At 47.0% G+C, this 23991-nt stretch carries 23 protein-coding genes and 1 pseudogene; 17 read left to right on the top strand and 7 right to left on the bottom strand.

Translation table 11 applies throughout. The annotated features are described in order from the left end of the window. Nucleotides 1-341: 341 nt before the first annotated feature. A complete protein-coding gene (gene pdxK, locus J7E38_RS23070) occupies nucleotides 342-1166 on the bottom strand; it encodes a pyridoxine/pyridoxal/pyridoxamine kinase (protein ID WP_214710328.1) in 825 nt (274 codons plus the stop codon). Between the two features lie 759 nt (nucleotides 1167-1925). Between pdxK and fdhD the strand changes: the two genes are divergently transcribed. The 12 genes and pseudogenes from fdhD (at nucleotide 1926) to J7E38_RS23015 (ending at nucleotide 14005) form a co-directional block, all read left to right on the top strand. Continuing rightward, on the top strand, nucleotides 1926-2720 hold the full coding sequence (gene fdhD / locus J7E38_RS23065; RefSeq protein WP_214710327.1) for a formate dehydrogenase accessory sulfurtransferase FdhD: 795 nt from the start codon (nucleotides 1926-1928) through the stop codon (nucleotides 2718-2720). Nucleotides 2721-2774: 54 nt separating this feature from the next. Continuing rightward, nucleotides 2775-3347: a twin-arginine translocation signal domain-containing protein gene (locus J7E38_RS24520; protein WP_214710332.1), complete on the top strand. Its 573-nt coding sequence runs from the start codon at nucleotides 2775-2777 to the stop codon at nucleotides 3345-3347. 12 nt (nucleotides 3348-3359) lie between these two features. Beyond that, nucleotides 3360-5756 (top strand): annotated as a pseudogene (gene fdnG / locus J7E38_RS23060) (formate dehydrogenase-N subunit alpha); the annotation flags it as partial. Further along, nucleotides 5756-6589, top strand: coding sequence for a 4Fe-4S dicluster domain-containing protein (locus J7E38_RS23055; RefSeq protein ID WP_214710326.1), 834 nt, complete (start codon nucleotides 5756-5758; stop codon nucleotides 6587-6589). The pseudogene fdnG and the gene J7E38_RS23055, both read left to right, overlap by 1 nt. Next, entirely contained in the window at nucleotides 6582-7289 is a 708-nt protein-coding gene (locus tag J7E38_RS23050) for a formate dehydrogenase subunit gamma (RefSeq protein WP_214710325.1), read from the top strand. Before J7E38_RS23055 ends, J7E38_RS23050 begins: the two co-directional genes overlap by 8 nt. 98 nt (nucleotides 7290-7387) lie before the next feature. Further along, nucleotides 7388-8197 (top strand): formate dehydrogenase accessory protein FdhE, encoded by an 810-nt coding sequence (locus J7E38_RS23045; protein ID WP_214710324.1) that lies wholly within the window; start codon nucleotides 7388-7390, stop codon nucleotides 8195-8197. 16 nt (nucleotides 8198-8213) lie between these two features. Further along, nucleotides 8214-8813 (top strand): molybdenum cofactor guanylyltransferase, encoded by a 600-nt coding sequence (gene mobA, locus J7E38_RS23040; RefSeq protein WP_214710323.1) that lies wholly within the window; start codon nucleotides 8214-8216, stop codon nucleotides 8811-8813. Between the two features lie 31 nt (nucleotides 8814-8844). Next, nucleotides 8845-10077 (top strand): molybdopterin molybdotransferase MoeA, encoded by a 1233-nt coding sequence (locus tag J7E38_RS23035; protein ID WP_214710322.1) that lies wholly within the window; start codon nucleotides 8845-8847, stop codon nucleotides 10075-10077. A gap of 13 nt (nucleotides 10078-10090) precedes the next feature. Next, complete coding sequence (locus J7E38_RS23030; RefSeq protein WP_214710321.1) at nucleotides 10091-12010, top strand: molybdopterin biosynthesis protein; 1920 nt, start codon at nucleotides 10091-10093, stop codon at nucleotides 12008-12010. Nucleotides 12011-12211: 201 nt separating this feature from the next. Further along, nucleotides 12212-12676: a molybdenum cofactor biosynthesis protein MoaE gene (locus tag J7E38_RS23025; RefSeq protein WP_167831055.1), complete on the top strand. Its 465-nt coding sequence runs from the start codon at nucleotides 12212-12214 to the stop codon at nucleotides 12674-12676. After that, nucleotides 12669-12902, top strand: coding sequence for a molybdopterin converting factor subunit 1 (gene moaD / locus J7E38_RS23020; protein WP_214710320.1), 234 nt, complete (start codon nucleotides 12669-12671; stop codon nucleotides 12900-12902). The genes J7E38_RS23025 and moaD overlap by 8 nt, the downstream gene beginning before the upstream one ends. Before the next feature lie 83 nt (nucleotides 12903-12985). After that, nucleotides 12986-14005, top strand: coding sequence for a thiazole biosynthesis adenylyltransferase ThiF (locus J7E38_RS23015; RefSeq protein WP_214710319.1), 1020 nt, complete (start codon nucleotides 12986-12988; stop codon nucleotides 14003-14005). A 97-nt stretch (nucleotides 14006-14102) separates the two neighbouring features. On the opposite strand, the gene J7E38_RS23010 is transcribed toward J7E38_RS23015, so the two are convergent. After that, on the bottom strand, nucleotides 14103-14432 hold the full coding sequence (locus J7E38_RS23010; protein ID WP_214710318.1) for a YflT domain-containing protein: 330 nt from the start codon (nucleotides 14430-14432) through the stop codon (nucleotides 14103-14105). A 172-nt stretch (nucleotides 14433-14604) separates the two neighbouring features. Between J7E38_RS23010 and J7E38_RS23005 the strand changes: the two genes are divergently transcribed. From J7E38_RS23005 to J7E38_RS22995, 3 genes are all read left to right on the top strand, one after another. After that, complete coding sequence (locus J7E38_RS23005; RefSeq protein WP_214710317.1) at nucleotides 14605-15288, top strand: uracil-DNA glycosylase; 684 nt, start codon at nucleotides 14605-14607, stop codon at nucleotides 15286-15288. A 186-nt stretch (nucleotides 15289-15474) separates the two neighbouring features. Further along, nucleotides 15475-15798 (top strand): YwdI family protein, encoded by a 324-nt coding sequence (locus tag J7E38_RS23000; protein WP_214710316.1) that lies wholly within the window; start codon nucleotides 15475-15477, stop codon nucleotides 15796-15798. A gap of 22 nt (nucleotides 15799-15820) precedes the next feature. After that, a complete protein-coding gene (locus J7E38_RS22995; protein WP_215038987.1) occupies nucleotides 15821-16192 on the top strand; it encodes a DUF423 domain-containing protein in 372 nt (123 codons plus the stop codon). Nucleotides 16193-16580: 388 nt separating this feature from the next. Here J7E38_RS22995 and J7E38_RS22990 read toward each other — a convergent pair whose 3' ends face one another. The 5 genes from J7E38_RS22990 to hemQ form a co-directional block, all read right to left on the bottom strand. Further along, entirely contained in the window at nucleotides 16581-18605 is a 2025-nt protein-coding gene (locus J7E38_RS22990) for a TRAP transporter permease (protein WP_214710315.1), read from the bottom strand. Continuing rightward, on the bottom strand, nucleotides 18602-19072 hold the full coding sequence (locus J7E38_RS22985; RefSeq protein WP_215038986.1) for a DUF1850 domain-containing protein: 471 nt from the start codon (nucleotides 19070-19072) through the stop codon (nucleotides 18602-18604). The genes J7E38_RS22990 and J7E38_RS22985 overlap by 4 nt, the downstream gene beginning before the upstream one ends. Beyond that, complete coding sequence (locus J7E38_RS22980) at nucleotides 19062-20042, bottom strand: TAXI family TRAP transporter solute-binding subunit (RefSeq protein ID WP_214710313.1); 981 nt, start codon at nucleotides 20040-20042, stop codon at nucleotides 19062-19064. The genes J7E38_RS22985 and J7E38_RS22980 overlap by 11 nt, the downstream gene beginning before the upstream one ends. A 143-nt stretch (nucleotides 20043-20185) precedes the next feature. Beyond that, entirely contained in the window at nucleotides 20186-20746 is a 561-nt protein-coding gene (gene gerQ / locus J7E38_RS22975) for a spore coat protein GerQ (protein ID WP_215038984.1), read from the bottom strand. Between the two features lie 250 nt (nucleotides 20747-20996). Continuing rightward, entirely contained in the window at nucleotides 20997-21740 is a 744-nt protein-coding gene (hemQ, locus tag J7E38_RS22970) for a hydrogen peroxide-dependent heme synthase (RefSeq protein WP_214710312.1), read from the bottom strand. A gap of 254 nt (nucleotides 21741-21994) precedes the next feature. Here hemQ and pta point away from each other — a divergent pair, with 254 nt between their 5' ends. Together pta and lipL are read left to right on the top strand one after the other, a co-directional pair. Then, the gene (gene pta / locus J7E38_RS22965; RefSeq protein ID WP_214710311.1) at nucleotides 21995-22972 is read left to right on the top strand and encodes a phosphate acetyltransferase; all 978 of its coding nucleotides are present in this window, start codon (nucleotides 21995-21997) and stop codon (nucleotides 22970-22972) included. 128 nt (nucleotides 22973-23100) lie between these two features. Next, complete coding sequence (gene lipL / locus J7E38_RS22960; RefSeq protein ID WP_214710309.1) at nucleotides 23101-23937, top strand: octanoyl-[GcvH]:protein N-octanoyltransferase; 837 nt, start codon at nucleotides 23101-23103, stop codon at nucleotides 23935-23937. Nucleotides 23938-23991 lie beyond the last annotated feature (54 nt).

Raw genomic sequence — 23991 nt, 5'->3', positions numbered from 1 at the left:
CACAATTATATGGGCTTAATCAGGAATTCCTGAAAAAGTGTCCATAAGAAGGGCCCTATCGGACAAAAACCTGAGGAATTCTCTGAAAAGTGTCCGTAAGAAGGGCTCTACCAGACAAAAATATCATTAGTAACAGTAATAGGGATAGAAAAAAGGATGGCGGCTTGCCATCCTTTTATTATGGTTAAAATGAGGAAATATAAATTTCACTTCGAGAATGGTCCAGCTCCAGCCCCTAGCCCCTCGAGACGTTTCGGTCCTGCCAATGATGTCAAAGAACGACTTCACTGTCAGGCCCTCCAACGCTTGTCGGGGCTGACCAAGGCGCTTACGCTTTTCGGTTATTCCCCACGATTGCCGCCTGCATATTTGTTGTATGCAAGGTGCGCTGTTGGTCCTACATATTCGTTCAGTCTGAAGCCATGCTTGATTGCTTCTGTGATGAATTTTTTAGCGACTTCCAGTGCTTCTGGGACTGTATGGTCTTTTGCCAGCTGAGCTGTGATCGCAGATGCGAATGTGCAGCCAGCGCCATGTGTGTAGCCTGTTTCTACTTTTTCTGATTCAAACAGGGTGAAGTCTTTTCCATCATATAGAAGGTCGACTGCTTTTTCATGGTTCAGCTTGTTTCCACCCTTGATCATGACGTTCTTCGCGCCAAGGTCATGGATTTTCGCCGCTGCTTCTTTCATATCATCAATCGTGCGGATTGGTCCTGTCTGTGCAAGCTGCCATGCTTCGAAAAGGTTAGGAGTGACTACAGTCGCTCTTGGAAGAAGCAATTCCCTCATAGCGTCTGTGTTCTCAGGCATCAAAACCTCATCTTCTCCCTTGCAGACCATAACAGGGTCAATGACAACCCTGTCCAGATTATACTCATCGATTTTACGGGCAGAAAGCTCGATGATCTCAACGGTTCCCAGCATTCCTGTCTTCATTGCATCGATTCCGACGGAAAGGACAGTTTCAAGCTGTTTTTCGACCAGGTCCACTGGCTGAGTGAATACTTCATGATGCCAGTGATTCTTTGGGTCCATTGTCACAACAGATGTAAGAGCGGTCATTCCATAAACGCCAAGTTCCTGGAACGTTTTTAGGTCAGCCTGGATGCCTGCGCCGCCGCTTGTATCGGATCCTGCGATTGTTAACACCTTTTTCAAACTCATGTAAACTACCTCCATTTATAGAATGGCGGCTGCCTGAATGGACAGGTACGTCGCCTTCAACACTTTCTTATGATTATACCAATTCTGTCAGAATAGACAAAGAATTGGTTTTTGTTAAAGGCTCTGTTAAACAAGGCTGTTGATTATCGTTCCAGGCGCTTCGCTTTCCGCTGGAAGAATTAAGAAAAAGCCCAACTGCCGGCTTTTTCAAAAGGCAATTATTCCTGGCTGGCGCTGAGTCAATATTCGGCGTTAACAGAGCTTAATGAAAAAGAACAAGGTAAAAATTAACTTTTGACAATTCTGTGGCATTAGTGCGTTGACGTGATGAAAGTTACTGAGAGGAAAAATAATTTGATATAGCATGGATAATGTGTAATTTGACCCAGTCCGATCTTTTCGTAAAGCGAAAATATCAATTTAAGCGTTTGTTAAAGAAATAGACAATTTTCATCTATATTTTTGTAACAATTGCAACGGTTACAACCATTCATTTTCCAGTACATTTAAGGCATAGGGGGTATTATTCCCTTTTGCATAGTGAAATGTTTTTTAATGTATGGCAAGGCATCCCTGATTTTCATCCAGGGACAAAGATACTCCTGTCCCAAAGATTTTAAAGCATCTAATGTTACTGAGTGAATTATAGAGATTGCCAGTTTGCAAGATTGGTCACAGTCTTTCATTTCCATTGGACTGGAAGGATGTCGTTTGCTGCACCGGACCCATGGATGACCGAACAGATAAGGGGTGAAGAACATGACAAAGAAAGGCTGTCCTGAAGAATATCCAATCAGCCTGAAACTGAATGGATATGAAATTGCTGTTTTCCAGCTGACAAATCAGGATCTGGAAGATTGGGTTTATGGGTACCTTTTTTCGGAAGGGTTGATCGATGGCCCGGAGGATATTGTCAGCGTTGATTTTAATGAGAAGACTGGCACTTTGAATGTGTCGTTATGCAATTCCTTCGATCCTGAACAGATGTTTTCGAAAAAGAAACACTATACAGCAGGCTGCGGTAGGGGAGTGACCTTCTTTTCGATGACGGATGTCAAAAAGTTCAATAAAGTGAATTCCGATGAAACCTATTCGTTGACCTATTTATTGAAAAAACGGGCGGAATTCGCGCAAAATTCGCCATTGTACCTGGAAACAGGCGGCATGCATGGCGCCTGTATCATCCTTGAGGATGGCAGTATCGAGGTCCGGGAAGATATCGGCAGGCATAATGCCGTCGACAAGATTATCGGACACGTAATCCGTAAGCGCTTGCAGCCCGATCGGCTCGTCCTGTTGACGACCGGCAGGGTTTCATATGAAATGCTCTCAAAAGCAGCAAAATTTGGCTTTGCCGTCATCGGTTCCCGTACTGCCGCCACCAAGCAGGCAGTACAACTGGCAAGATTCCTTAATATTGAGGTCGTCGGCTATCTTCGCGGAAAAATGGCGACGATTTATACATCGGCCGGGAGGATCAATAATGATTTAACCCCGCCCGCTGCTGCGGATGACCTGCTTGAAAGGGGGGAAGCCCAGCAAGTATTGAATTAACACCAACTTTGGGATTAGGGATGTTCAAGCAACTATTGGGAAGGAGAGAGAGAGATGGTTGAAATCAACCTGAATCGCAGGCAGTTCCTGAAGCTGTCAGGTGCCACTGCGGCAACCTTGGCGATTGTCGAGCTCGGCTTCAACGAAAAAGAAGTCCATGCGAAAACAAAAGAATTCAAGATTGCCAAAGCTACTGTTACACCAACCATTTGTCCATACTGCGCTGTGGGCTGCGGGATTTTAGTCCATACAAAAAACAATGATGTGGTATATACGGAAGGGGATCCGGATCATCCCATCAATGAAGGAAGCCTGTGCAGCAAAGGGACAACGATCAGACAATTATTCACCTCAGAGAAGCGCGTCCTGAAGCCTCGTTACCGTGCTCCTGGAAGCGATAAGTGGGAAGAAAAAGATTGGGGATGGATGCTTGATACCATTGCCAAGCGCGTGAAGGAAACACGAGACAAAACATTCGTGGAAAAAACAAACGGAATTTTTGTCAATAAAACAGAAGCGATCGCCAGCCTTGGCGGCGCAGCACTTGATAACGAAGAAACTTATTTGCTCGCGAAAATGATGAGAGGGCTTGGTGTCACCTATTTAGAGCACCAGGCACGAATATGACACAGTTCAACGGTTGCCGGTCTGGCACCTTCATTTGGTCGTGGAGCAATGACAAATCACTGGAATGATCTGCAGCATACCGATTGTGCGCTGATCATTGGCGCGAACCCTGCTGAAAACCATCCGGTCAGCTTTAGATGGCTTTTAAAGGCAAGGGAAAACGGAGGGAAAATACTATCAGTCGACCCGCGTTTCACAAGAACGTCATCACAGGCTGATACGTATGCTCCGCTCCGTTCTGGAACCGATATTCCTTTTATCGGCGGATTGATCAATTATGCGATTGAAAAGAATCTGTTCCACAAAGAGTATGTTGCTAAATATACAAATGCCTCCTTTATCGTCAAGGAAGGCTTCGAATTCAAGGACGGCTTGTTCAGCGGATATGATTCAAAAACCCGTTCCTATGACAAGGCGAGCTGGTCTTTCGAAACACAGGAAGATGGAACTCCGGTCAAGGATGAAACACTGCAGCATCCTCGCAGCGTGTTCCAGCTGATGAAAAAGCATTATTCCCGTTATGATGTTGACACAGTGTCAACAGTGACAGGAACACCTAAGGAAGACTACCTCAAGGTGGCTGACGCATTCTGTTCAACAGGAAAGCCTGGAAAAGCCGGTACCATTCTTTACGCGATGGGTACAACCCAGCATACGGTCGGTACCCAGAATGTCCGCTCATATGCGATGCTGCAGCTGCTTCTTGGCAATATCGGTATGCCTGGCGGCGGAGTAAACGCACTTCGCGGCGAATCAAACGTACAGGGCTCAACAGACTTCGGTCTTTTGTTCGGAGACCTTCCAGGATATCTGGGAGCGCCGAAAGAGCTTCCTGAACACGCGACTCTTAAGGCCTATCTTGAAAAAGAAACGCCTGCTGCGGGTTATTGGAGCAATAAGCCAAAATTCGTCGTCAGCCTTCTCAAGGCATGGTATGGCCCTAACGCGACAAAGGACAATGAGTTCTGCTATCAATACCTTCCAAAAGGAAACAAGAACTACTCCCATATCGCCCTTTTCAACGCGATGTATAAAGGCGAGCTGGATGGCGCATTCCTGTTTGGAACCAACCCTGTAGTCGGCGGTCCGAATGCAGGCAAGGAAAAGGAAGCACTCAGCAAGCTTGACTGGCTGGTTGCGATTGACCTTTGGGAGACAGAAACATCATCTTTCTGGCAAAAAGAAGCTGGCAGCGATCCATCAAAGATCAACACAGAGGTATTCCTGCTTCCTGCTGCGTCCTCCTACGAGAAAGAAGGAACGGTTTCGAACAGCGGACGCTGGATGCAGTACCGCTGGAAGGCAATTGAGCCCAAAGGCGAATCAAAGGCAGACATGGAAATCATCCATATGCTAATGCAAAGAATCAAAGGCATGTACAAAAATGAAAGCTCACCAGCTGCAAAAGCAATCAATGCACTGTACTGGAATTACGGTGAACATGATCATCCTGAATTCGATCTTGTTGCCCGTGAAATCAACGGTTATTACACTAAGACAGGCAAACAGGTGGAGAACTTCGGAATGCTCGCAGATGACGGTTCCACCTGCTCTGGAAACTGGATTTATTCAGGTTTCTATCCGGAAGAAGGCAATCTGTCGAAGCGCCGTGACAACAAGGATAATGGCATGGGCAACTTCCTGAATTGGTCTTATGCTTGGCCAATGAACCGCCGGATTCTTTACAACCGTGCATCCGCAGATCCAGCAGGCAAGCCATGGAACAAGGATAAGGCAGTCATCTGGTGGGATGCTGGTGTGAAAAAATGGACTGGACATGATATTCCTGACTTCAAGCCAGTGGTCGCTCCATCTGACAAGGGAGGCACGAACCCATTCATCATGCTGAAGGATGGCGTCGGCGGCATGTATGCTCCAACGCTTAATGACGGACCATTCCCAGAGCACTATGAGCCGTTTGAAAGTCCGGTGCCGAATGCATTCTCCAGTCAGGAATTCAACCCGACCATCAAGGTCTGGGACGGTGACTTCAACCTTAAAGGCACGAAGAAGCAGTACCCGATCGTGGCAACAACGTATCGGGTAAGTGAACACTGGCAATCCGGATCGATGACAAGGAACCAGCAATGGCTGTCAGAATTGATGGGCCATATGTACATCGAAATGAGTGAAGAGCTAGCGAAGGAAAAAGGCATCAAGAACAAGGACCAGGTTATCGTGACATCAGCACGCGGCGAGGTTAAAGCCTATGCGATGGTGACAAAACGCTTCAAGCCGCACACTGTAAACGGCAAGAAAGTCCACCAGATCGGCATGCCTTGGCACTTCGGATATAAAGGATATGCAACAGGGGATACAGCAAACCGCTTAACACCTCATATCGGGGACGCCAACACGATGATTCCTGAATATAAGGCATTCCTCTGCGACGTAAGGAGGGCTGACTAATGGCGAAGGCTGAATATGTAAAATTTGTTGACGTGACTAAGTGTGACGGCTGCCGCGCATGTATGGTCGCCTGCAAAAACTGGAACGACCTTCCGGCTGAGCCGGAAGAGTTCCAGGGCAGCGTCCAGTCCCATGCAAAAGTAACAGCGAATACCTGGAACGTGCTGTCATTCATTGAACACGAGAACGGAAAAGGCAATCTTGAATACCTTTTCCGCCACTCATCCTGTTTCCATTGTACGGAAGCTGCCTGCGTTAAGGTGTGCCCGGAGGATGCCATGCACTACACAGAATTCGGCACGGTCGATGTGAACACAGATAAATGTGTCGGCTGCGGCTACTGTGTGCAAAACTGCCCATTCGATGTGGTCCAGCTGGCAACATACAAAGACAAGAATGGCAAGGAGTATAAGAAGGCGCAGAAATGCACGATGTGCGTTGACCGCCTTGAGGAAGGCATGCAGCCTGCATGTGTCACTACCTGCCATACAGACGCAATGGAGTTTGGCACAAAGGATGAAATGCTCAAGAAAGCTGAAAAGCGCCTGAGCGAAATCAAGGACCGTTTCCCTAATGCGATGATTTACAACCCGGAAGGAGTCGGCGGAACCCATACGATTTATGTCCTTGCCGAAAAGCCATCCGTTTACGGACTGCCTGAAAAGCCTAAGGTTCCGACATCAGCGGTCGTCTGGAAGGATTACGCACAGCCAATCGGCAAGATGATGCTTGGAGCGACAAGCATGGCACTTGTTGGCGCATTCGTCAGCAACAAGCTTTTCAATAAAGAGGGCAAAGGCCAGGAAGAAGATGGAGGTGGCAGCCATGAGTAAAACGCAATACTCAGGTGTGAAGGTCAAACGGTTTTCCAAAGGCTTTGTCATTGCGCATGCTGTGAACGCCATTTCATTCTTCGCCCTGTATATCACGGCCTTGCCTATGTATACAGAATGGTTTGACTGGCTATACCCTGTGCTTGGCGGACCAGAAGGCGCAAGATTGCTTCACAGGATTTTCGCGGTCGCGTTCGTCACGCCGACTTTCATCTGGATGATCATGGACCCAAAAGGCCTGCTTCGCTGGGGCAAGGAACTTGTTACCTGGAAAAAGAGGGATATCCAGTTTTTCACCGAGTTCGTGAGGGAGCTGTTCGGCTTTAAGTTCAAGCATGTCAAACAGACATTCTTCAACGCGGGTGAAAAAATCAACTCGCTCATCCAGATTTTCACAGCAATCCTGATCATCGGCTCTGGATTCCCGATGTGGTTCCCAGCCTTGTTCCCTAAGGCTATGGTCCAGTGGGCGTATGTCGCCCATAACGTCGGCTTCGGTCTGGCGATCGCAGTCGTGGTCGGCCACATCTACCTGAGTGTCATCCACAAAAATTCACGTCCAGGATATACAGGCGTCATTACAGGTGAGGTTCCGGCAGAGTGGGCAAAAGACCACTATACAGAATGGTATGAAGAAGAAGTCAAGAAAGGCAACTTCCCTGATCTTGACAAAGGCAAGAACAAGAAAAAAGGCGCTTAAAACCTTTGACAGAGGGAATGGGTCCACCAAATGGGCCCATTCCCTCAAAATTTAAATCGCCGCCGCTTAATAAAAACTTATGAAAAGAGGCTACAGCAATGAAAAAGTCCGTTGTCTCAAAAGAGTACCAGAAACTGCAGAAGGATATTATTACGTTGCAGGAACAATGGAAAACATTACTCGACCCTGACCGTATCCAGCCTAAGCTTGATAAAGCGGCCATGGAAACAGGGGTGCCTGTCGCTGCATTGACAGCCATTGACTTTGATATTCCCCTATTCTTACAGTGGATAGAGGATATTGGCGAGCTTTTAGCGAAGTATCAACCAGAGCTTGAAAAATCAATGGAATCAATCAAGAGACTATTAGATGAAGAGACAGCAAAACGCTGGATTGATGAGGCTTTTGCTTTTAACCATATTTATTTTGCCAGCTTTGCAGAAGAGCAGGGTGTCGATGAGTGGATCCCGCAATTCATCGCCGAAACCGTGCTGCGTCCCTATTTGCAGCTGATCGCGGAAAAAGTCCAGGATGAAATCCAGTATGCCGTTCATGGCGCCGGATGTCCTGTCTGCGGTGAACCAGTCCGCCTTGCACAGCTGGAGGACGGTGGCAAAAAGGTATTGCACTGCCCTCGCTGCCTGGCCCACTGGCACGATAAACGCATTACATGCTCACATTGTGGCAACGAAGACCATGAAACAGTCCAGTTCCTGGCCATCGAGGGTGAGTCCGCTGCCCAGATTCAGATTTGCGAGGAATGCAAGGGCTATACGAAAGTGATCGATACAAGACAATATATTGTGAAGCCGACACCGGCAATGCTAGACTTGAATACAATCCACCTCGACTTTGTGGCACAGGAAAATGGCTACAAAGCCGCTGGGGAAACCAAACAGACAAATTAAAAGAAGGTGCTGTGGGATGAAAGCCGGAGCGATTATTTTAGCAGGCGGCAAATCTAGCAGGATGGGAACGAATAAGGCTCTCCTGAAATTTCACGAAAAAACGAATATTGAGAGAATTAAGGATGAGTTACAGCACGTATTTGATGATATAATTCTAGTAACGAATGATCCTGAAACCTATCAGTTTTTAAATATTAAAAGTGTGACCGACCAATATCCGGGTTCTGGTCCGCTCGCGGGAATCCATGCGGGGCTCGAAGCATCAGATTACGAAGAGAATTTCATCGTGGCCTGTGATATGCCATTTGTATCCGCAGAGCTTGCTGAGAGCCTTGTGAAAGCGCTCAAGCACCACGATGCTGTCGTGCCGGTCAGTGATGGCAGGAAGCATCCGCTTTTTGCGGCGTACCAAAAACGCGTTGCCCGCGAAGCGGTGAAATGCATTGAGGACGGAACGTTAAGAATCAGGCATATGTTTGAAAAATTGGATGTCCGCTACCTCGATGAGTCAGATTTGCAGCTGTATTGCGGGAATAATCTTGATCGCGTCTTTTTCAATATGAACCATCCAGAAGAATATGAAAATGCGAAAAAATGGACGGAATCCGGGGAATAGTTTTCAGGTGCTAGAAAGGAAGTTAGGCAGCATGCAATTTTTCAAAGTGAAAACGGTTGAAGAGACCTTTGCATTAATTGATGAAAAAATCAGCAAGATCAACGAAACCGAAGTTCGTGCGCTTGATGAGGCACTGCATTACATCCTGGCTGAGGACATCAGGGCGGAGGAAAATGTGCCGGGCTTTGACCGATCCACCGTTGATGGTTATGCCGTCATCGCCAGGGACACCTATGGCTCCTCTGAATCGATGCCGGGATTCCTGAATGTCTCCGGTGAGGTCCATATGGGCGAAGAAGCTGTAAAACCGGTGGGCAGGGGAGAAGCAATCTATGTCCCGACGGGGGGGATGCTTCCTCCGGGCAGCGACAGCGTCCTGATGATCGAGCATTGCGAGGAAATCGGCGGGCTTTTGAATACGTACAAGCAGATCGCCCCTGGCGAAAACGTCATCCGCTCAGGAGAAGATATCCGCTCAGGCGAGGTGCTGTTGACACAAGGGACAAAATTGCGGCCGCAGGAGCTAGGAGCCCTGGCGGCACTTGGCGTTTCCGAGGTCAAAGTCTACTGCAAGCTGAAAGCTGCTTACCTTTCTTCAGGGGATGAAATCGTTCCTTATGAAACGAAAACACTTGAAACCGGACAAATCCGTGATATCAATTACCTGACTGTCAAGGGCCTGGCCAATGAATGGGACATCGAGGTCATTTATGGCGGCATCACTCCCGATGACTATCAGGAATTCGCCAGCAAGGCCCGTGAATTATATGAACAGGCAGACTGCCTTATTTTATCAGGAGGAAGTTCTGTCGGCACGAAGGACTACACGACCGAGGTCATCCAGTCACTTGGGGATCCAGGCGTGTTTGTCCACGGAATCTCGATCAAGCCAGGCAAACCGACGATTCTCGCGGTGGCGGATGGAAAACCGGTCATTGGACTGCCGGGGCATCCAGCATCGGCGATGATCATCTTCAAGCTGTTTGGCGAACAGGTCTTCAGGAAGCTGAAGGGTGAAAAATACGAACAGAAGCCCGAGCGAATTTTTGCCCGGATTGTTAAAAATATTGCTTCCTCACCTGGGCGCTCCGATTATATCAGAGTGAGGCTTGAGGAAAGAGATGGAGAATGGTGGGCCGAGCCGATCATCGGCAAATCAGGCCTGATCACAACTTTGGTAAAAAGCGATGGAATCGTCGAGATTGTTTCCGAAAAAGAGGGGATTTCTCAAGGCGAATACGTTCCAGTCATTTTGACGAGATAGGGGGAGCCGCATCATGGATAAAATACGTTACAACCGAAAAATTTATCTTGAAGACAAGCCGCGCGTGCAAGCCAGGAATGAAGTGCTGGCCGCTTTCGACCTGCCTCAGGAAAAAGAATGGATTCCGGCTGCCGCTGCCCTTGGCCGAATTACTGCTGAACCTGTTTTCGCCAATGTGTCGATGCCTTTTTACCATGCATCCGCAATGGATGGAGTTGCCGTCAACGCCGAGGATACTTATGAAGCCCATGAGCAGCGCCCGCTCCATTTAAAAAAGGACGTGCAGTTCAAATACGTTGATACCGGGAATGCGATTCCTCAGGAGTTCAATGCAGTCATTATGGTGGAAAATATCCACGTCATTGATGATGAGACTATTGAAATCATCGAGCCGGCAACGCCATGGCAGCATATCCGCCCGATCGGCGAGGATATCGTCCAGGAGGAAATGCTGTTCACACAGGGGCACCAGCTGCGTCCAGCCGACCTTGGCGCACTCCTTGCGGCCCAGGTGACCGAAGTTTGTGTCGTGAAAAAGCCGCTGGTAACGATCATTCCAACAGGAAATGAACTAGTCAGTGCTGATGCTTCGCTGACTTCAGGCAGGATCATTGAGTTCAATGGCACTGTGTTTAGCTCATATGTAGAGGATTGGGGCGGCAAGCCTTATTTGCATCCAATCGTGAAGGATGAGCCGGAAAAAATCAGGGAAGCATTGCTGAACGCGGTTGAAACATCTGATATCGTCGTGATCAACGCGGGTTCTTCCGCAGGTTCAAAAGATTATACCGTTCACATTCTTGAGGAGCTCGGCACTGTTTTTACCCATGGTGTCGCGACAAGGCCGGGTAAGCCAGTCATCCTTGGGAAAATTAAAGATAAAGTGGTCGTAGGCGTGCCGGGATATCCAGTTTCGGCCTACATGGCACTTGAGTGGTTCGTCAGGCCGCTCGTTTGCAAGTATCTCGGGATACCAGAACCCGAAAGGCCAAAGCTTGAAGTGAAGCTTGGCCGCAGGATCGTCTCCACGATGGGGGCGGAGGACTTCGTCCGAATGAATATCGGCTATGTGGATGGACAATTTGTCGCCAATCCGCTGACACGTGCGGCTGGCGTCACGATGTCGCTTGTGCGCGCCGACGGCTTGCTCGTCGTGCCGCCGGAGGAGCTAGGATATGAACAGGGAGATACCGTCATGGTCGAACTATACAGACCAGTCGAAGAGATAAAGAACGCGATCGTTTTCAGCGGCAGCCATGACCTGACGATTGACCTGCTGTCCTCCCAGCTCAAAAATCAGCGCACAGACATGAAAATTGTTTCTTCCCATGTTGGCAGCATGGCCGGTTTGATGGCAATCAGAAAAGGGGAAGCCCATGTAGCGGGCATTCATTTGCTTGACCCGGAGACAAAAGAATATAATGTTACCTACGTAAGGAAATTTCTTGCCGGGCAAGACGCAGTCCTTTATCCTTTCTTGAAAAGAACCCAGGGCTGGATGCTGCCAAAAGGCAATCCGCTCGAAATCGAAAGTGTCAGCGACATCGCCGTGAAGGGTGCGGATTATGCCAACAGGCAAAAAGGCGCCGGCACGCGGATCCTGTTTGATTTATTGTTGAAGGAAGCCGGTCTTAACGCAGACCAGGTCAACGGCTATGACCGTGAAATGTTCTCCCATTTGAGCGTCGCTGCTGAAGTGAAGGGGAACGACAACGCAGCCGGACTCGGCATCTACCCGGCAGCCCGGGCAATGGGGCTCGACTTCATCCCAGTCGCAGACGAAAGCTACGATTTGCTGATGACAAAAGCGTTCTTCGAAAGCGAAAAGGGTATATGGTTAAGGTCAGTGATCCAGTCACAAGCCTTCAAAGCCGAAGTCAACAAAATCGGCGGATACGCAGTTGTTGAGAATCCTGAGCCTGTTTATTTTTAAAAGGGCTCTCTAACGGACAAAACGGAGGCAGAATCCGGGGAAAGTGTCCAATAGAAGGGCTCTAACGGACAAACCGGAGTCAGAATTCCCGAAAATTGTCCGATAGAAGGGCGCTAACGGACAAAACCGAGGCAGTAACCAAGAAAAATGTCCATAAACATATTAAATCCTGAACCGGATCAGTTTATTGAGGTGATTTTGATGAATTATGAAATAGCGAAAGATCCAATTAACGTTCAATCTGTCATTGATAAAGTGGTCCAGCGTGAAGCGGGGGCCATCACGACATTCATTGGCACTGTCCGTGAATTGACGAAGGGAAAGAAAACCCTTTATCTAATATATGAAGCATATGAACCGATGGCGGTCAAAAAGCTTGAGCAGATTGGTACGGAAATCCAGGAACGCTGGAACGGCGCGCAGGTCGCGATCACCCATCGGGTCGGCAAACTCGACATCACGGATATTGCTGTCGTGATCGCCGTTTCTACACCTCACCGCAACGATGCCTATGAAGCCAATCGTTATGCGATCGAACGCATCAAGGAAATCGTCCCAATCTGGAAGAAAGAGCATTGGGAAGATGGAGAAGAATGGATTGGCAACCAACTAGAAACTGTTCCATATCCGACAGGGAAACCGGAGGAGAAGGATCTCAATGAATAAAATATTATTTTTTGCCCACCTGCGGGACGAAGCAGGCTATGAATCAGTCGAAATCGAAGCAGCAGGCAAGACAGTTGCCGAACTGAAGCAAATAGTCGCAGAAAAATACGGTGTCCAAAAGCTTGATACTTCAATGACAGCGATCAACGAAGAATTTTCATCAAATGATGAAGTCATTAAAGAAGGAGACACAATTGCCTTCATCCCGCCTGTTTCCGGCGGTTGATCCATAGCAAATTACGGCGCCCCGTTCCGTTGACAGGATAGTCGATGGAATCAGGGCGTTTGTTTTACAGGAGGGATACTCTTATGTCAGAAAGATATTCACGCCAGACGCTGTTTCCTCCAATAGGCAAGGGCGGTCAGGAGAAAATCCGCAGCAAGCATGTCCTGATGATTGGTGCAGGTGCACTTGGTTCAGGAAATGCCGAGCTGCTGGTGAGAGCAGGTATCGGCCGTCTGACGATTGTCGACCGTGATTATGTCGAAGCAAGCAATCTGCAAAGGCAGCAATTATATACGGAAGAGGATGTTGCTGAGAAGCTTCCAAAGGCTGCAGCGGCTGAAAAAAGATTGAAGGCCATCAACTCTGACGTTGAAATCACCGCATTGATTGCGGATGCCACCCCCGAAAAACTGACTGAGCTTGTCGATGGCGTCGATTTGATCATCGATGCTACGGATAATTTCGAAACAAGGATGGCTATTAATGATATTTCGCAAAAGTACCAGATTCCGTGGATCTATGGTGCCTGCGTTGGCAGCTTTGGCATGAGTTTCTCCATCATTCCCGGAAAAACGCCATGTCTGAACTGTTTGCTGAAGACAGTGCCGCTGCAGGGGATGACCTGCGACACGGGTGGCATCATTGGGCCGGCCGTACAAATGGTCATAGCCCATCAGGGTGCCGAAGCACTGAAAATACTTGTGGAAGACTGGGATGCGGTCAGGACTTCTTTTGTCAGCTTTGATCTGTGGCGGAATCAGTATACAAGCATGAAAATGTCAAAAGCGAAGGACCCTGGATGCCTCTCCTGCGGCGAGAATCCTCAATATCCATATTTGAATGTTGAAAATATGACCAAAACGACTGTCCTGTGCGGACGAGATACAGTACAGATCAGGCCGCCGAAACAGCAGCAGCTCAATCTTCAGGAAACGGCTGAAAAAATGAGAGATTTGGGTTATCAGGTAAAAGGAAACCCTTATCTTGTATCTGTTGAAATGGAAGATAACAGGATGGTTATTTTTCAGGACGGCCGTGCATTGATCCATGGAACGAAGGATCTCACGCAGGCCCGCAGCATCTACCAGCGGTTCTTTGGCTAGATATCATATAACGCGCAAACCCCCTGCCGGCTCCGGCAGGGGGTTTCTATGATAAACGATCACAGCGGATCGGATATTCAATTGCTGATTAATGTTTTTATTTTACTTCATCGGTTGCGACAAGGACTAAACGGCCTTTGTCCAATTCTCTTTCATACTGTTCAGCTTCTTGCTTTGAAAGTCCGAGGGATTCGAATTTGTTGCGCAGTTCGTCTCCGCGGGACTTGAACATATTGCCAATGGAATCAAAGAAGCCCTGTTCCTTGAAGCCTAAACCACCTGTTTCGGTCGCATCTGTCAAGTGCTCACTGCGGTCTTCATCGTGAGCGAATATATAAACGTTTTCTTTTCCAAAACCAGCAGCTTCCAAAGAGCTGATTTTTTCAGTTGCCTGTACGCCATTTTCCACAACTTCTACTTTTAACATAATATCTTCCTCCTTAAGAAATTTTATCCTATACTAGTTTGGGAAGCTTTGATAGCCTTCCGCGTCTACAATACTTATATAACCGATATAGGCTCTTTTAAACATGCTGGCAAATGTTCACATATAGTTCAGGGAATCGGGTAGGTAGATAGAAAAGAAGGGAGCGATCAGGATGCGTTTGATGCAAAACGGCTGGGCACCACTGCTGGCAGAGGAGTTTGAAAAAGCCTATTTTCTTGATTTAAGAGAGTTCTTGATGGAAGAATACCAGACCAAAACAGTTTATCCTGAAAAGGAAGATATCTTTAATGCCTTACGGTATACTGACTATGATAAGGTAAAAGTGGTCATCCTTGGCCAGGATCCATACCATGGACCGGGTCAGGCACACGGCTTGAGTTTTTCGGTTAAACCTGGGGTCGCGATTCCGCCATCACTCCGGAACATGTTCAAGGAGCTGAATGATGACATTGGCTGCGAGATTCCCAATCATGGCTATTTGAAAAAGTGGGCAGACCAAGGTGTCCTGCTGTTGAATACGGTGCTTACAGTCAGGAAGGGTGAAGCGCACTCCCACAAGGGGAAAGGATGGGAAACCTTCACCGATAAAGTCATCACGCTTTTGAATGGCCGTCAGGAACCAGTTATTTTCATCCTTTGGGGCAAACCGGCCCAAAGTAAAATAAAGTTGATTGATGAAAGCAAACATAAGATCATCATGTCTGCACATCCAAGCCCTTTGTCCGCCAGAAGAGGCTTCTTTGGAAGCAAGCCATTCTCAAGAGTAAACGAGATTTTGCGAGAGTGGGGCAAACAGGAAATCGATTGGCAAATCGAAGAGATGAAAGATTCCTAGCTCTGGGAAACCAGAGTTTTTTTCTGGTCAACTTAGTGCTTTTTGTAAAAATCGACATGTTCCACGTGGAACTGACAGTAAATTCTTCTACAGTCGAAAATATATCAGATTTATTGTAGAATGGAACCGTACAACATGAGAGTCAGGAGATCCTACATATCAGGTACCGCCCGTGGAGGTGAGTTAATGAATATTTCACTGCAAAAATTGCTTTTGAAAATGGAAGAAGAATTAAACCGGGCCAAATCGACACAATCCGAAGCTGCTCAACGGGAACGGATCCAGTCGATAAAAACGCTTTGTGAACTTGTTCTTGATGAACCAGAGAAGGGGTCAGGTAAGTCAGCGCAAAGCCATGTCGTCCAGCAGCCAGCACAGCAATATATTCCTGCTCAGCCAGTCTTTCCTCAGCAGCAAATGCCTGTGAGCCAGCCATCAACAATGGTCCCGCAGCCGAAAAAGCTGGAAATGGATGATGATTCAAACGGAGACTCGCTATTCGATTTCTAATTTAAAGATAGAGGTGGAAATGATGAAGGTATTTATCATAATAGGGGCAATCAATGCCTTTCTTGCAGTCGCGCTAGGAGCCTTTGGTGCGCATGGACTCGAAGGCAAAGTTGAGCCAAAATATCTAGAAACCTGGAAAACCGGTGTTACATATCAGATGTTCCACGCAACAGGAATCTTGATCATTGGAGTTCTGCTTGGAAAACTCCCTGCAACTTCACTACTGAACTGGTCAGGCTGGCTGATGCTGATCGGAATCATCCTGTTTTCCGGTAGCCTGTATGCTTTGACCCTTACAAAAATCAGCATCCTCGGGGCCATCACCCCACTAGGCGGAGTATCATTCCTCGCCGCCTGGGTATTGTTGATCATTGCCGCAGTCAAATACTTATAACCACAAAAGAGCATGCCAGCTGGCATGCTCTCAGACTGTAGACAAACTCGATGGAAATCGAGCTTGTCTACAGTTTTTTTGGTTTGTGCAGAAATGGGGCTATTGATTTCCGTACCAGGCGCTTCGCTTTCCTCGGGGCCGGAGCTGAGCCTTCTCGTCGCTTTGCTCCTGCGGAGTCTCACCTGGCCTGCTGCCCCCGCAGGACATTGATTAGCTTCCACGAACCTACCCACGCACGATGGAAATGCGTTAGCATTTTCGGAGGAGTCGACGAGCCTTCTACTACAATCAACAGGTGTAAAAATATTATTGAGCTTTAACAGAGCCATAAACTTAATATTTTCATGGAAAAAGAGAGCACGCCTGAATCGGCGTGCTCGTTTGGCGGTTAAACCCCAATATTTAGATTCTGTTCTTTCCTGCTGGCCATATAGTTCAGGCTTAGTATCGCAGCTACGATGACCACACCTGCGATATCGGTAAAGGTTTCAGGGATGATCATCATCAGTGCCCCGATGCCGAGCAGCAATCTGAATACTACATTCATATTTGTTTTGAAGTACCCTTCGATCGCCGCGCTCAATGCGATGATTCCAATTACGGCTGTCGCGGTGATCATCAGGATTTCCGGAAGTGGAGCCATAGGGAATTCCTTCGCATTCACGGCTGCGTTGGCAGTATCGATCATCAGCATTGCCGGGTTATAGACGAATAAATACGGAATCAGGAATCCTGCTGCCGCAAGCTTCAATGCGGTAAAACCTGTCCTCATAGGGTCTCCTCCTGAAATGCCGGCTCCAGCAAAGGCGGCCAGGGCAACTGGAGGAGTAATGTTCGCGAATATGCCGAAATAGAAGACGAACATATGTGCAATCAGAATAGGGATATCAAATTCAGCCAGTGCCGGTGCTGCCATCGTTGCTGTAATAATATAGGCCGGAATCGACGGCAGTCCCATACCCAGGATCATCGACGCAATCATGGTGAAGAACAATGTAAGGAATAAGGAACCAGCGCCAAGGCTTGCGATAGATGATGTCATCACATTTCCGAAGCTTGTCAAGCTCACAACACCAATGATGATTCCGACTACCGCACAGGCCACCATTACGGATAACGATTGTCTAGCGCCGTTGTCCAGCGCGGATAATATATCTTTTACAGACATCCGGGTGTTTTTCCGGAAGGCCGCTACCACCACTGTGGAAATTATCGTATAAAAGGCTGCATGCCCGATCGGAACGTTCTGATAGAGCATGAAGATAAGGAATACGATAGGCAGAAGCAAATGCCCGCGTTCTTTCATGATTTCTTTTACACGCGGAAGATCTGATTTAGGGATGCCTTTTAGATTCTCCCTGCCAGCGCGGAAGTGCACCTGCATGATGACGGCCAGGAAATATAGGACCGCTGGGATTAAAGCGGCAAGAGCGATGGTCCCGTAGGCTACTCCTGTCGTCTCGGCCATGATAAAAGCACTTGCACCCATAATCGGCGGCAGGATTTGGCCGCCAATCGATGCACTTGCTTCCACGGCACCTGCAAAGTTCTTGGAATATCCGATTTTTTTCATCAAAGGAATGGTAAAAGCCCCGGTGCCAACAACATTCGCAACAGCGGCACCATTAATACTTCCCATGAATCCGCTGGAGATTACCGCTACCTTTGCCGGACCTCCTTGTTTATGTCCGGCGAGCGCCAATGCAATATCGTTAAAGAATTGGCCCATTCCCGATTTTGCCAAAAAGGCCCCAAACAAGATGAACAAGAAGATAAAGTTTACTGATGCTCCGATGGCTGAAGAATAAATCCCTTCAGTTTTTAAATATAACTGGCCAAAAATATCACCAAGGTCATATGGGCGAGTCATCATCTTGATTGGCATGAAGTCCATATGGCTGATGAATGGATATGTCAGAAAAATCAATGCCAGGATTGGCAAAATCCATCCTGTCACACGGCGGGCTGCCTCGAGGACAAGTATGACAGTCAGGATCGCTATGGCGATATCGGTTGAATTCGGGATCCCTCCGCGGGTGGTGACGATAGCTGTGTATTCAGCTATCAGATAACCAGCAGTCAGGAGGGCGAGAATAAATAAAATCCAATCATACCAGGCGATCTTGCTTCGGTCCTGCCTGGATGTCAAAGGATACAACAAGAAAATGAGTGCTATTCCCACAGCTACGTGGATGGCCCTTTGCTGAAGCGTGGGCATGGGGTTGAACGTAATATATAAATGGAAAAGAGAGTAGAGGATGGCAATTGCAGAAACAACAACGACTGTCTTTTTGCTGGCAAACTTCCTGACTTTCGATTCAGAGTCGAATTTTTCAAGGATTTCTGCTTGCTTTTCCTCATTGAAAATTTCTGTATCGGATACTACATTCTTTTTAACTCCGTCATCGTTCATTTATAATCACCTCTAATAATCTGCCATACAGGGAGTTCCTTGTTTTTAATAACAACCGTCTCATGGTCTGGTGCGATTTTATATAATGGAATGGAACGGTTTTTCGTGTAAAGTGTTGTCTTTACATTTTTTGAAACGACCAGATTGATTTCATCCATTTTATTATTCAGTTCCATATGGACAAATCCATCGGAGGAAGGGAGGACCTTTCCTGTGGAGGGAGTGCCTGCACCAAAAGTTTTGAATCTCGTCTCAATTAAGTATAGACTGTGACCTTTTAAGGTGTATGTTTCGAACCAGGGTTCTTTCTCGACTGAATGGATCCAGCCGATTTCGAATTGATCATCCTTCAGGAAGAACCGGCTGTCATTATATGAAACTTCTATAACAGGAATCTTGATAAAAAGGATAATAAGGAGCACCGCGAAAAAAGTGCTCCCCAAAATCTTCAACCTTTTATTTTTCATCGTAATATTTTTGTGCTCCTGGGTGGACCGGAGCCACCATGCCTTCCTGGGCCGCCTCTAAAGATACCTCAGTTGCTGCCTGATGGGCATTGCCGAGTTTATCCAGGCTGTCAAAAAATGTCTTCGTCAATTTGTAAACATCATCGTCGCTCAGGTCACTTCTGACTGCAAGGGCATTCATGATGGCTGCTGTTGGTACTGGCTCTGAATTTCCATACGTATCGGCAGGGATTTCCAAAGCAACAAAGTATGGCTGGTCCTTTGCGATTTCCTTGATTTTGTCCGGATTGACAGAGACTAATTTAATGTCCAGTGTTTTGGCAAGTTCTAATACAGAAGCGTTCGGAAGGCCGCTTGTTAAAAATGCAGCATCGATCGAGCCGGATTTTAAGCCGTCGGCTGCTTCAGCATAGCCTAAGTAGTCTACTTCAATATCATCATATGTAATACCATGTCCATTAAGCAGGTTACGGGCATTTACCTCTACACCTGAGTTTTGGTCACCGACGGCAACGCGCTTTCCAACCAGGTCTTCAATTGTTTCAATGCCAGACTTTTTAGTCGTAACAATTTGCACATAGTTAGGGTACAAAGTCGCCATTTGTTTTACTTCCTTCACCGGCTCCTTGAAGTTGCCTGTCCCTTCAACAGCTTCAGTTAAAACATCACTCATGACAAAAGCCATATCGACTTTGCCTTCTTTTATCAGATTGATATTTTCTACCGATGCTCCTGTGGATTGTGATTTGGAGTTTACTCCATAAACTTCAGAATACTCGTTTGCCAGTGCCGTCCCTATGATGTTATAAGGCCCTGAAGATCCACCAGTCGCGATGGTCACTATTTTTGTTTCCAGCCCGTCGCTGCTTTCGCCTTTGCCGGAAGATTTTTCATCACTGCCGCAGCCTGAAAGCAGCAACCCCGTCATAAAAGCGCTTACAGCAATGGTTCCAATCTTTTTAAATTTCATTTTATGACCCTCCCCTTTAACGGTTTAATGTTCAAAATTAGTTTAGCAAAATAGTAGTGCGAATACAAACAATGTTAAGTAAATTACGAAAATTATAATAAACAAAAAAACGGCCGAAGCCGCTTTGAATAATTTTTTAAAAATTAACGTGGTGGGTAGGCAGTCAGTCCTGCTCCGCCGCCGAATGGATAATCGTATTCGATTTCTTCATCGAAAGTGACATAATCAAGGTAAATCATTGGCAATAGAATCCGTTTTCCTGTTTGCGGATCACTTAGGATGAGGTGGTCACGTCCAGCTGCTTCAATGATTCCCTGGAAAATTTTCGCGTTCCATTCGGTGTTGTTTTCAAAAGTCGCATACACAGTTGCGAGTTTTCCCTTGTTCAGGCGAAGGATATTCTCGATATAGGATGCTTCAATCGGAAGCATTCCTGGTACCTGGACGCCTCCAACTGCACCCCCGCCTCCACCTACACCTGGCATGGCACCGCCGGACTGGGTAGGGAAGGGAGTAGCCTGTGGGAATCCTGCCTGGCCCATCTGCCCCATCTGCCCCATCTGTCCCATTTGTCCCATCTGTCCCATTAGTCCCATCTGCGGCACCTGCCCTTGTGCAGCCGATTTTTCTTCTGTGCCGCTATAAGGCTGATACATCTGTGGATAGGTTCTGTAGTTATAGTATGGATTATTGTATTGAGTCATTGTGTAGCCTCCTTAAAGATTATTTTCTTTTTCATTCATTTCACCTTATTTATGTAAATGGTGAAATTAAACTTTACTAGGATAGGGTACAAGTAAAATGAATCCTCACTATTTCATTCATATGAGGGAAGCTTCATTTTATGACTCAAATATTTTGGATGGGGGACGTAAGAAAGGGGCATGAAAATCTGCTTCATATTCATGGGAAAGGACAAAAAAATCCCCGGACATCAGCCCGGGGATTGATTAATTAAACATTCAGGAATGAAACAACGCGGTCTTCTTCCAGCAGGTTTCCTACGAAGAATGAACCGAATTCACCATAGCGTGCGCTGACTTCGTCAAAACGCATTTCATATACAAGCTTCTTGAATTGAAGGACATCGTCCGCGAATAATGTAACGCCCCACTCATAGTCGTCGAAACCTACTGAACCTGTGATGATCTGCTTTACTTTTCCTGCATACTGGCGGCCGATCATGCCGTGGCTGCGCATCATATTGCGACGGTCTTCCATCGGCAGCATGTACCAGTTGTCTTCGCCCTGGCGGCGCTTGTCCATTGGATAGAAACAAACATATTTCGCCTTTGGAAGTTCAGGGTAAAGGCGGGCAAGGATTTGCGGATTCTTGTATGGATCTTCGCCAGCTGGCAGATAGTTGCTGAGCTCGACAACAGAAACATAAGAATGAGCAGGAATCGTGTATTCAGCAAGTCTGGACTTGTTGAATTCTGTCTCGATTTCGTTCAATTCTTCCATTGTAGGGCGCAGGATCATCATCATGAAATCTGCTTTTTGACCAACGATTGTATACAGGGCATGGCTTCCCTGTTTTTCAGCCTGCGTTTTATTCCATTTTTCCACAAGGCCAAGGAATTCCTGGACAATTTCCTGGCGCTCTTCAGCCGGGAGCATCTTCCAGGTTGTCCAATCAACCGTGCGGAAATCATGAAGGGAATACCAGCCATCTAAAGTCTGTGCTGCTTCAGTCATTTTATATCACTCCTATAAATCAACAATATACCAATATCATATCATAGTTTCTCCATTCGTCATGTTAATAAAACCCCGTTTGTTTATACTGAAGGGAAAAAGGATATTTTGTTAAAGATTGCAAATAGTAAAAGGGGCAGGAAAACATGCTTGAAAATTTTCAATAAAAAGACTTCAAGGCTGTAAACGGTAACATTCTTGAATTTTAAGGTTGGTAAAGTATGCTATAAGTATAGATTAAAGGAGGAGTCAGCATGAGTGATTTATTTGAAGGCTTGAAAGCCAAATTAAGCGGACAAAATTTACGGATCGTGTTTCCGGAAGGCCTCGACGAACGGATTCTTGCAGCAGCTGGAAGACTGGCAGCAGACGGAGTACTAACTCCCATTTTAGTAGGGAATATTGAACAGATCCAGGCGAAGGCAGCTGACATGGATGTATCGCTGGATGCGGCAGAAATTTATGATCCTGCCAACTTCGCGATGATGGATGAGCTTGTCGCTGCATTCGTTGAGAGACGAAAGGGTAAAGCAACGGAAGAGCAGGCGCGCAAAGTCCTTCTCGATGAAAACTACTTTGGTACGATGCTCGTGTATTCCAACAAAGCAGATGGTCTTGTAAGCGGTGCTGCACACTCGACTGCGGACACAGTTAGACCGGCATTGCAGATCATCAAGACGAAGGAAGGCGTACGCAAGACATCCGGTGTCTTCATTATGGTACGTGAAGATGAGAAGTATGTATTTGCAGACTGTGCGATCAATATCGCTCCCGACAGCCAGGACCTTGCTGAAATCGCGGTTGAAAGTGCAAAGACAGCAAGAATGTTCGATGTCGAGCCGCGCGTGGCAATGCTAAGCTTCTCTACAAAAGGCTCAGCTGTTTCCCCAGAGACGGAAAGAGTATCGAAAGCAGTTGAAGAAGCTAAGCTTCGCGATCCGTTGTTGATTGTTGACGGAGAGTTCCAATTCGACGCAGCCTTCGTTCCATCTGTTGCTGAAAAGAAAGCTCCGGATTCAGTCATCATGGGCAATGCGAATGTTTTCGTTTTCCCAAGCCTTGAAGCAGGCAATATCGGCTATAAAATTGCTCAGCGCTTAGGCGGATTTGAAGCAGTTGGCCCGATTTTGCAGGGCTTGAACCGTCCGGTAAATGACCTGTCACGCGGCTGCAGCGAAGAAGACGTGTACAAGCTTGCGCTGATTACGGCAGCACAGGCGTTAACTAAGTAAGAATAATGAATTTCTCAGCCGGTCGGAATTTTCGATCGGCTTTTTTCAATCGGCTCTCGTATTGGCTGCAGGGCTACATATGCTATAATATCAACGAAAAAGCTAGAGAAAGAAAAGAGGAAACCACGATGGATGAGGCGCTTAATTTACTGCGTCAGGATAAATGGAGATTGATCGACCAGTCGGCGCTAGGGACGCAATTTCATGCCCTGCAGTCATTCGGGACGGACGATACATTATGCGAATCGGTCGGTAAAGGACAGTCACCGGCAACCGCGAGGGCATGGGTCCATCATGACACAGTTGTCCTCGGAATCCAGGATACCAGGCTTCCTTATCTCCAGGACGGCCTCGATTATCTCGAGGAGCAGGGCTATCAGTATATTGTCCGCAATTCAGGCGGACTTGCCGTCGTGCTGGACGAAGGTGTCCTGAACCTTTCGCTCATTTTGCCTGAAAAGGAAAAAGGGATCGACATCAATCGCGGCTATGATGCCATGTGGTTATTGATCAAGGAAATGTTCGCTGACTTTAATACAAAGATCGAGGCAAAGGAAATTTCTGCTTCCTATTGTCCTGGAAGCTATGATTTGAGCATCGACGGTAAAAAATTCGCCGGAATCTCGCAGCGCCGCCTGAAAAAAGGGGTCGCTGTGCAAATCTATCTTTGCGTCACGGGGAGCGGCAGCCAGAGGGCCGAATTGATCCGTGGATTTTATGACCGCGCCAAAAAAGGAGAAATCACGAAATTCACCTATCCGGAAGTCCAGCCAGAGGTCATGGCTTCCTTGTCCGAATTATTTGGGATCGAGCTGACCATTCAGGATGTCATGCTGCGGTTTTTGACATTCCTGCATGCCAACAGTAACGAGCTCACCTCAGGATATTTGAACGGAGCCGAGATTGAGCTTTTTGACCATTATTATAATCGTGTCATCGAACGGAATGAGAAATTCTTGGACTAGGATAACACAAATAATGAAAGCCGGAAATCAATGATTTCCGGCTTTTTTAAAACA

Origin of the sequence: Bacillus sp. ISL-35, from assembly GCF_018613355.1 — a bacterium.
Lineage (GTDB): Bacteria > Bacillota > Bacilli > Bacillales > Cytobacillaceae > Mesobacillus.
Note: the sequence above shows the minus strand (reverse complement) of the source record. Positions and strands in the feature narration are given on the sequence as shown.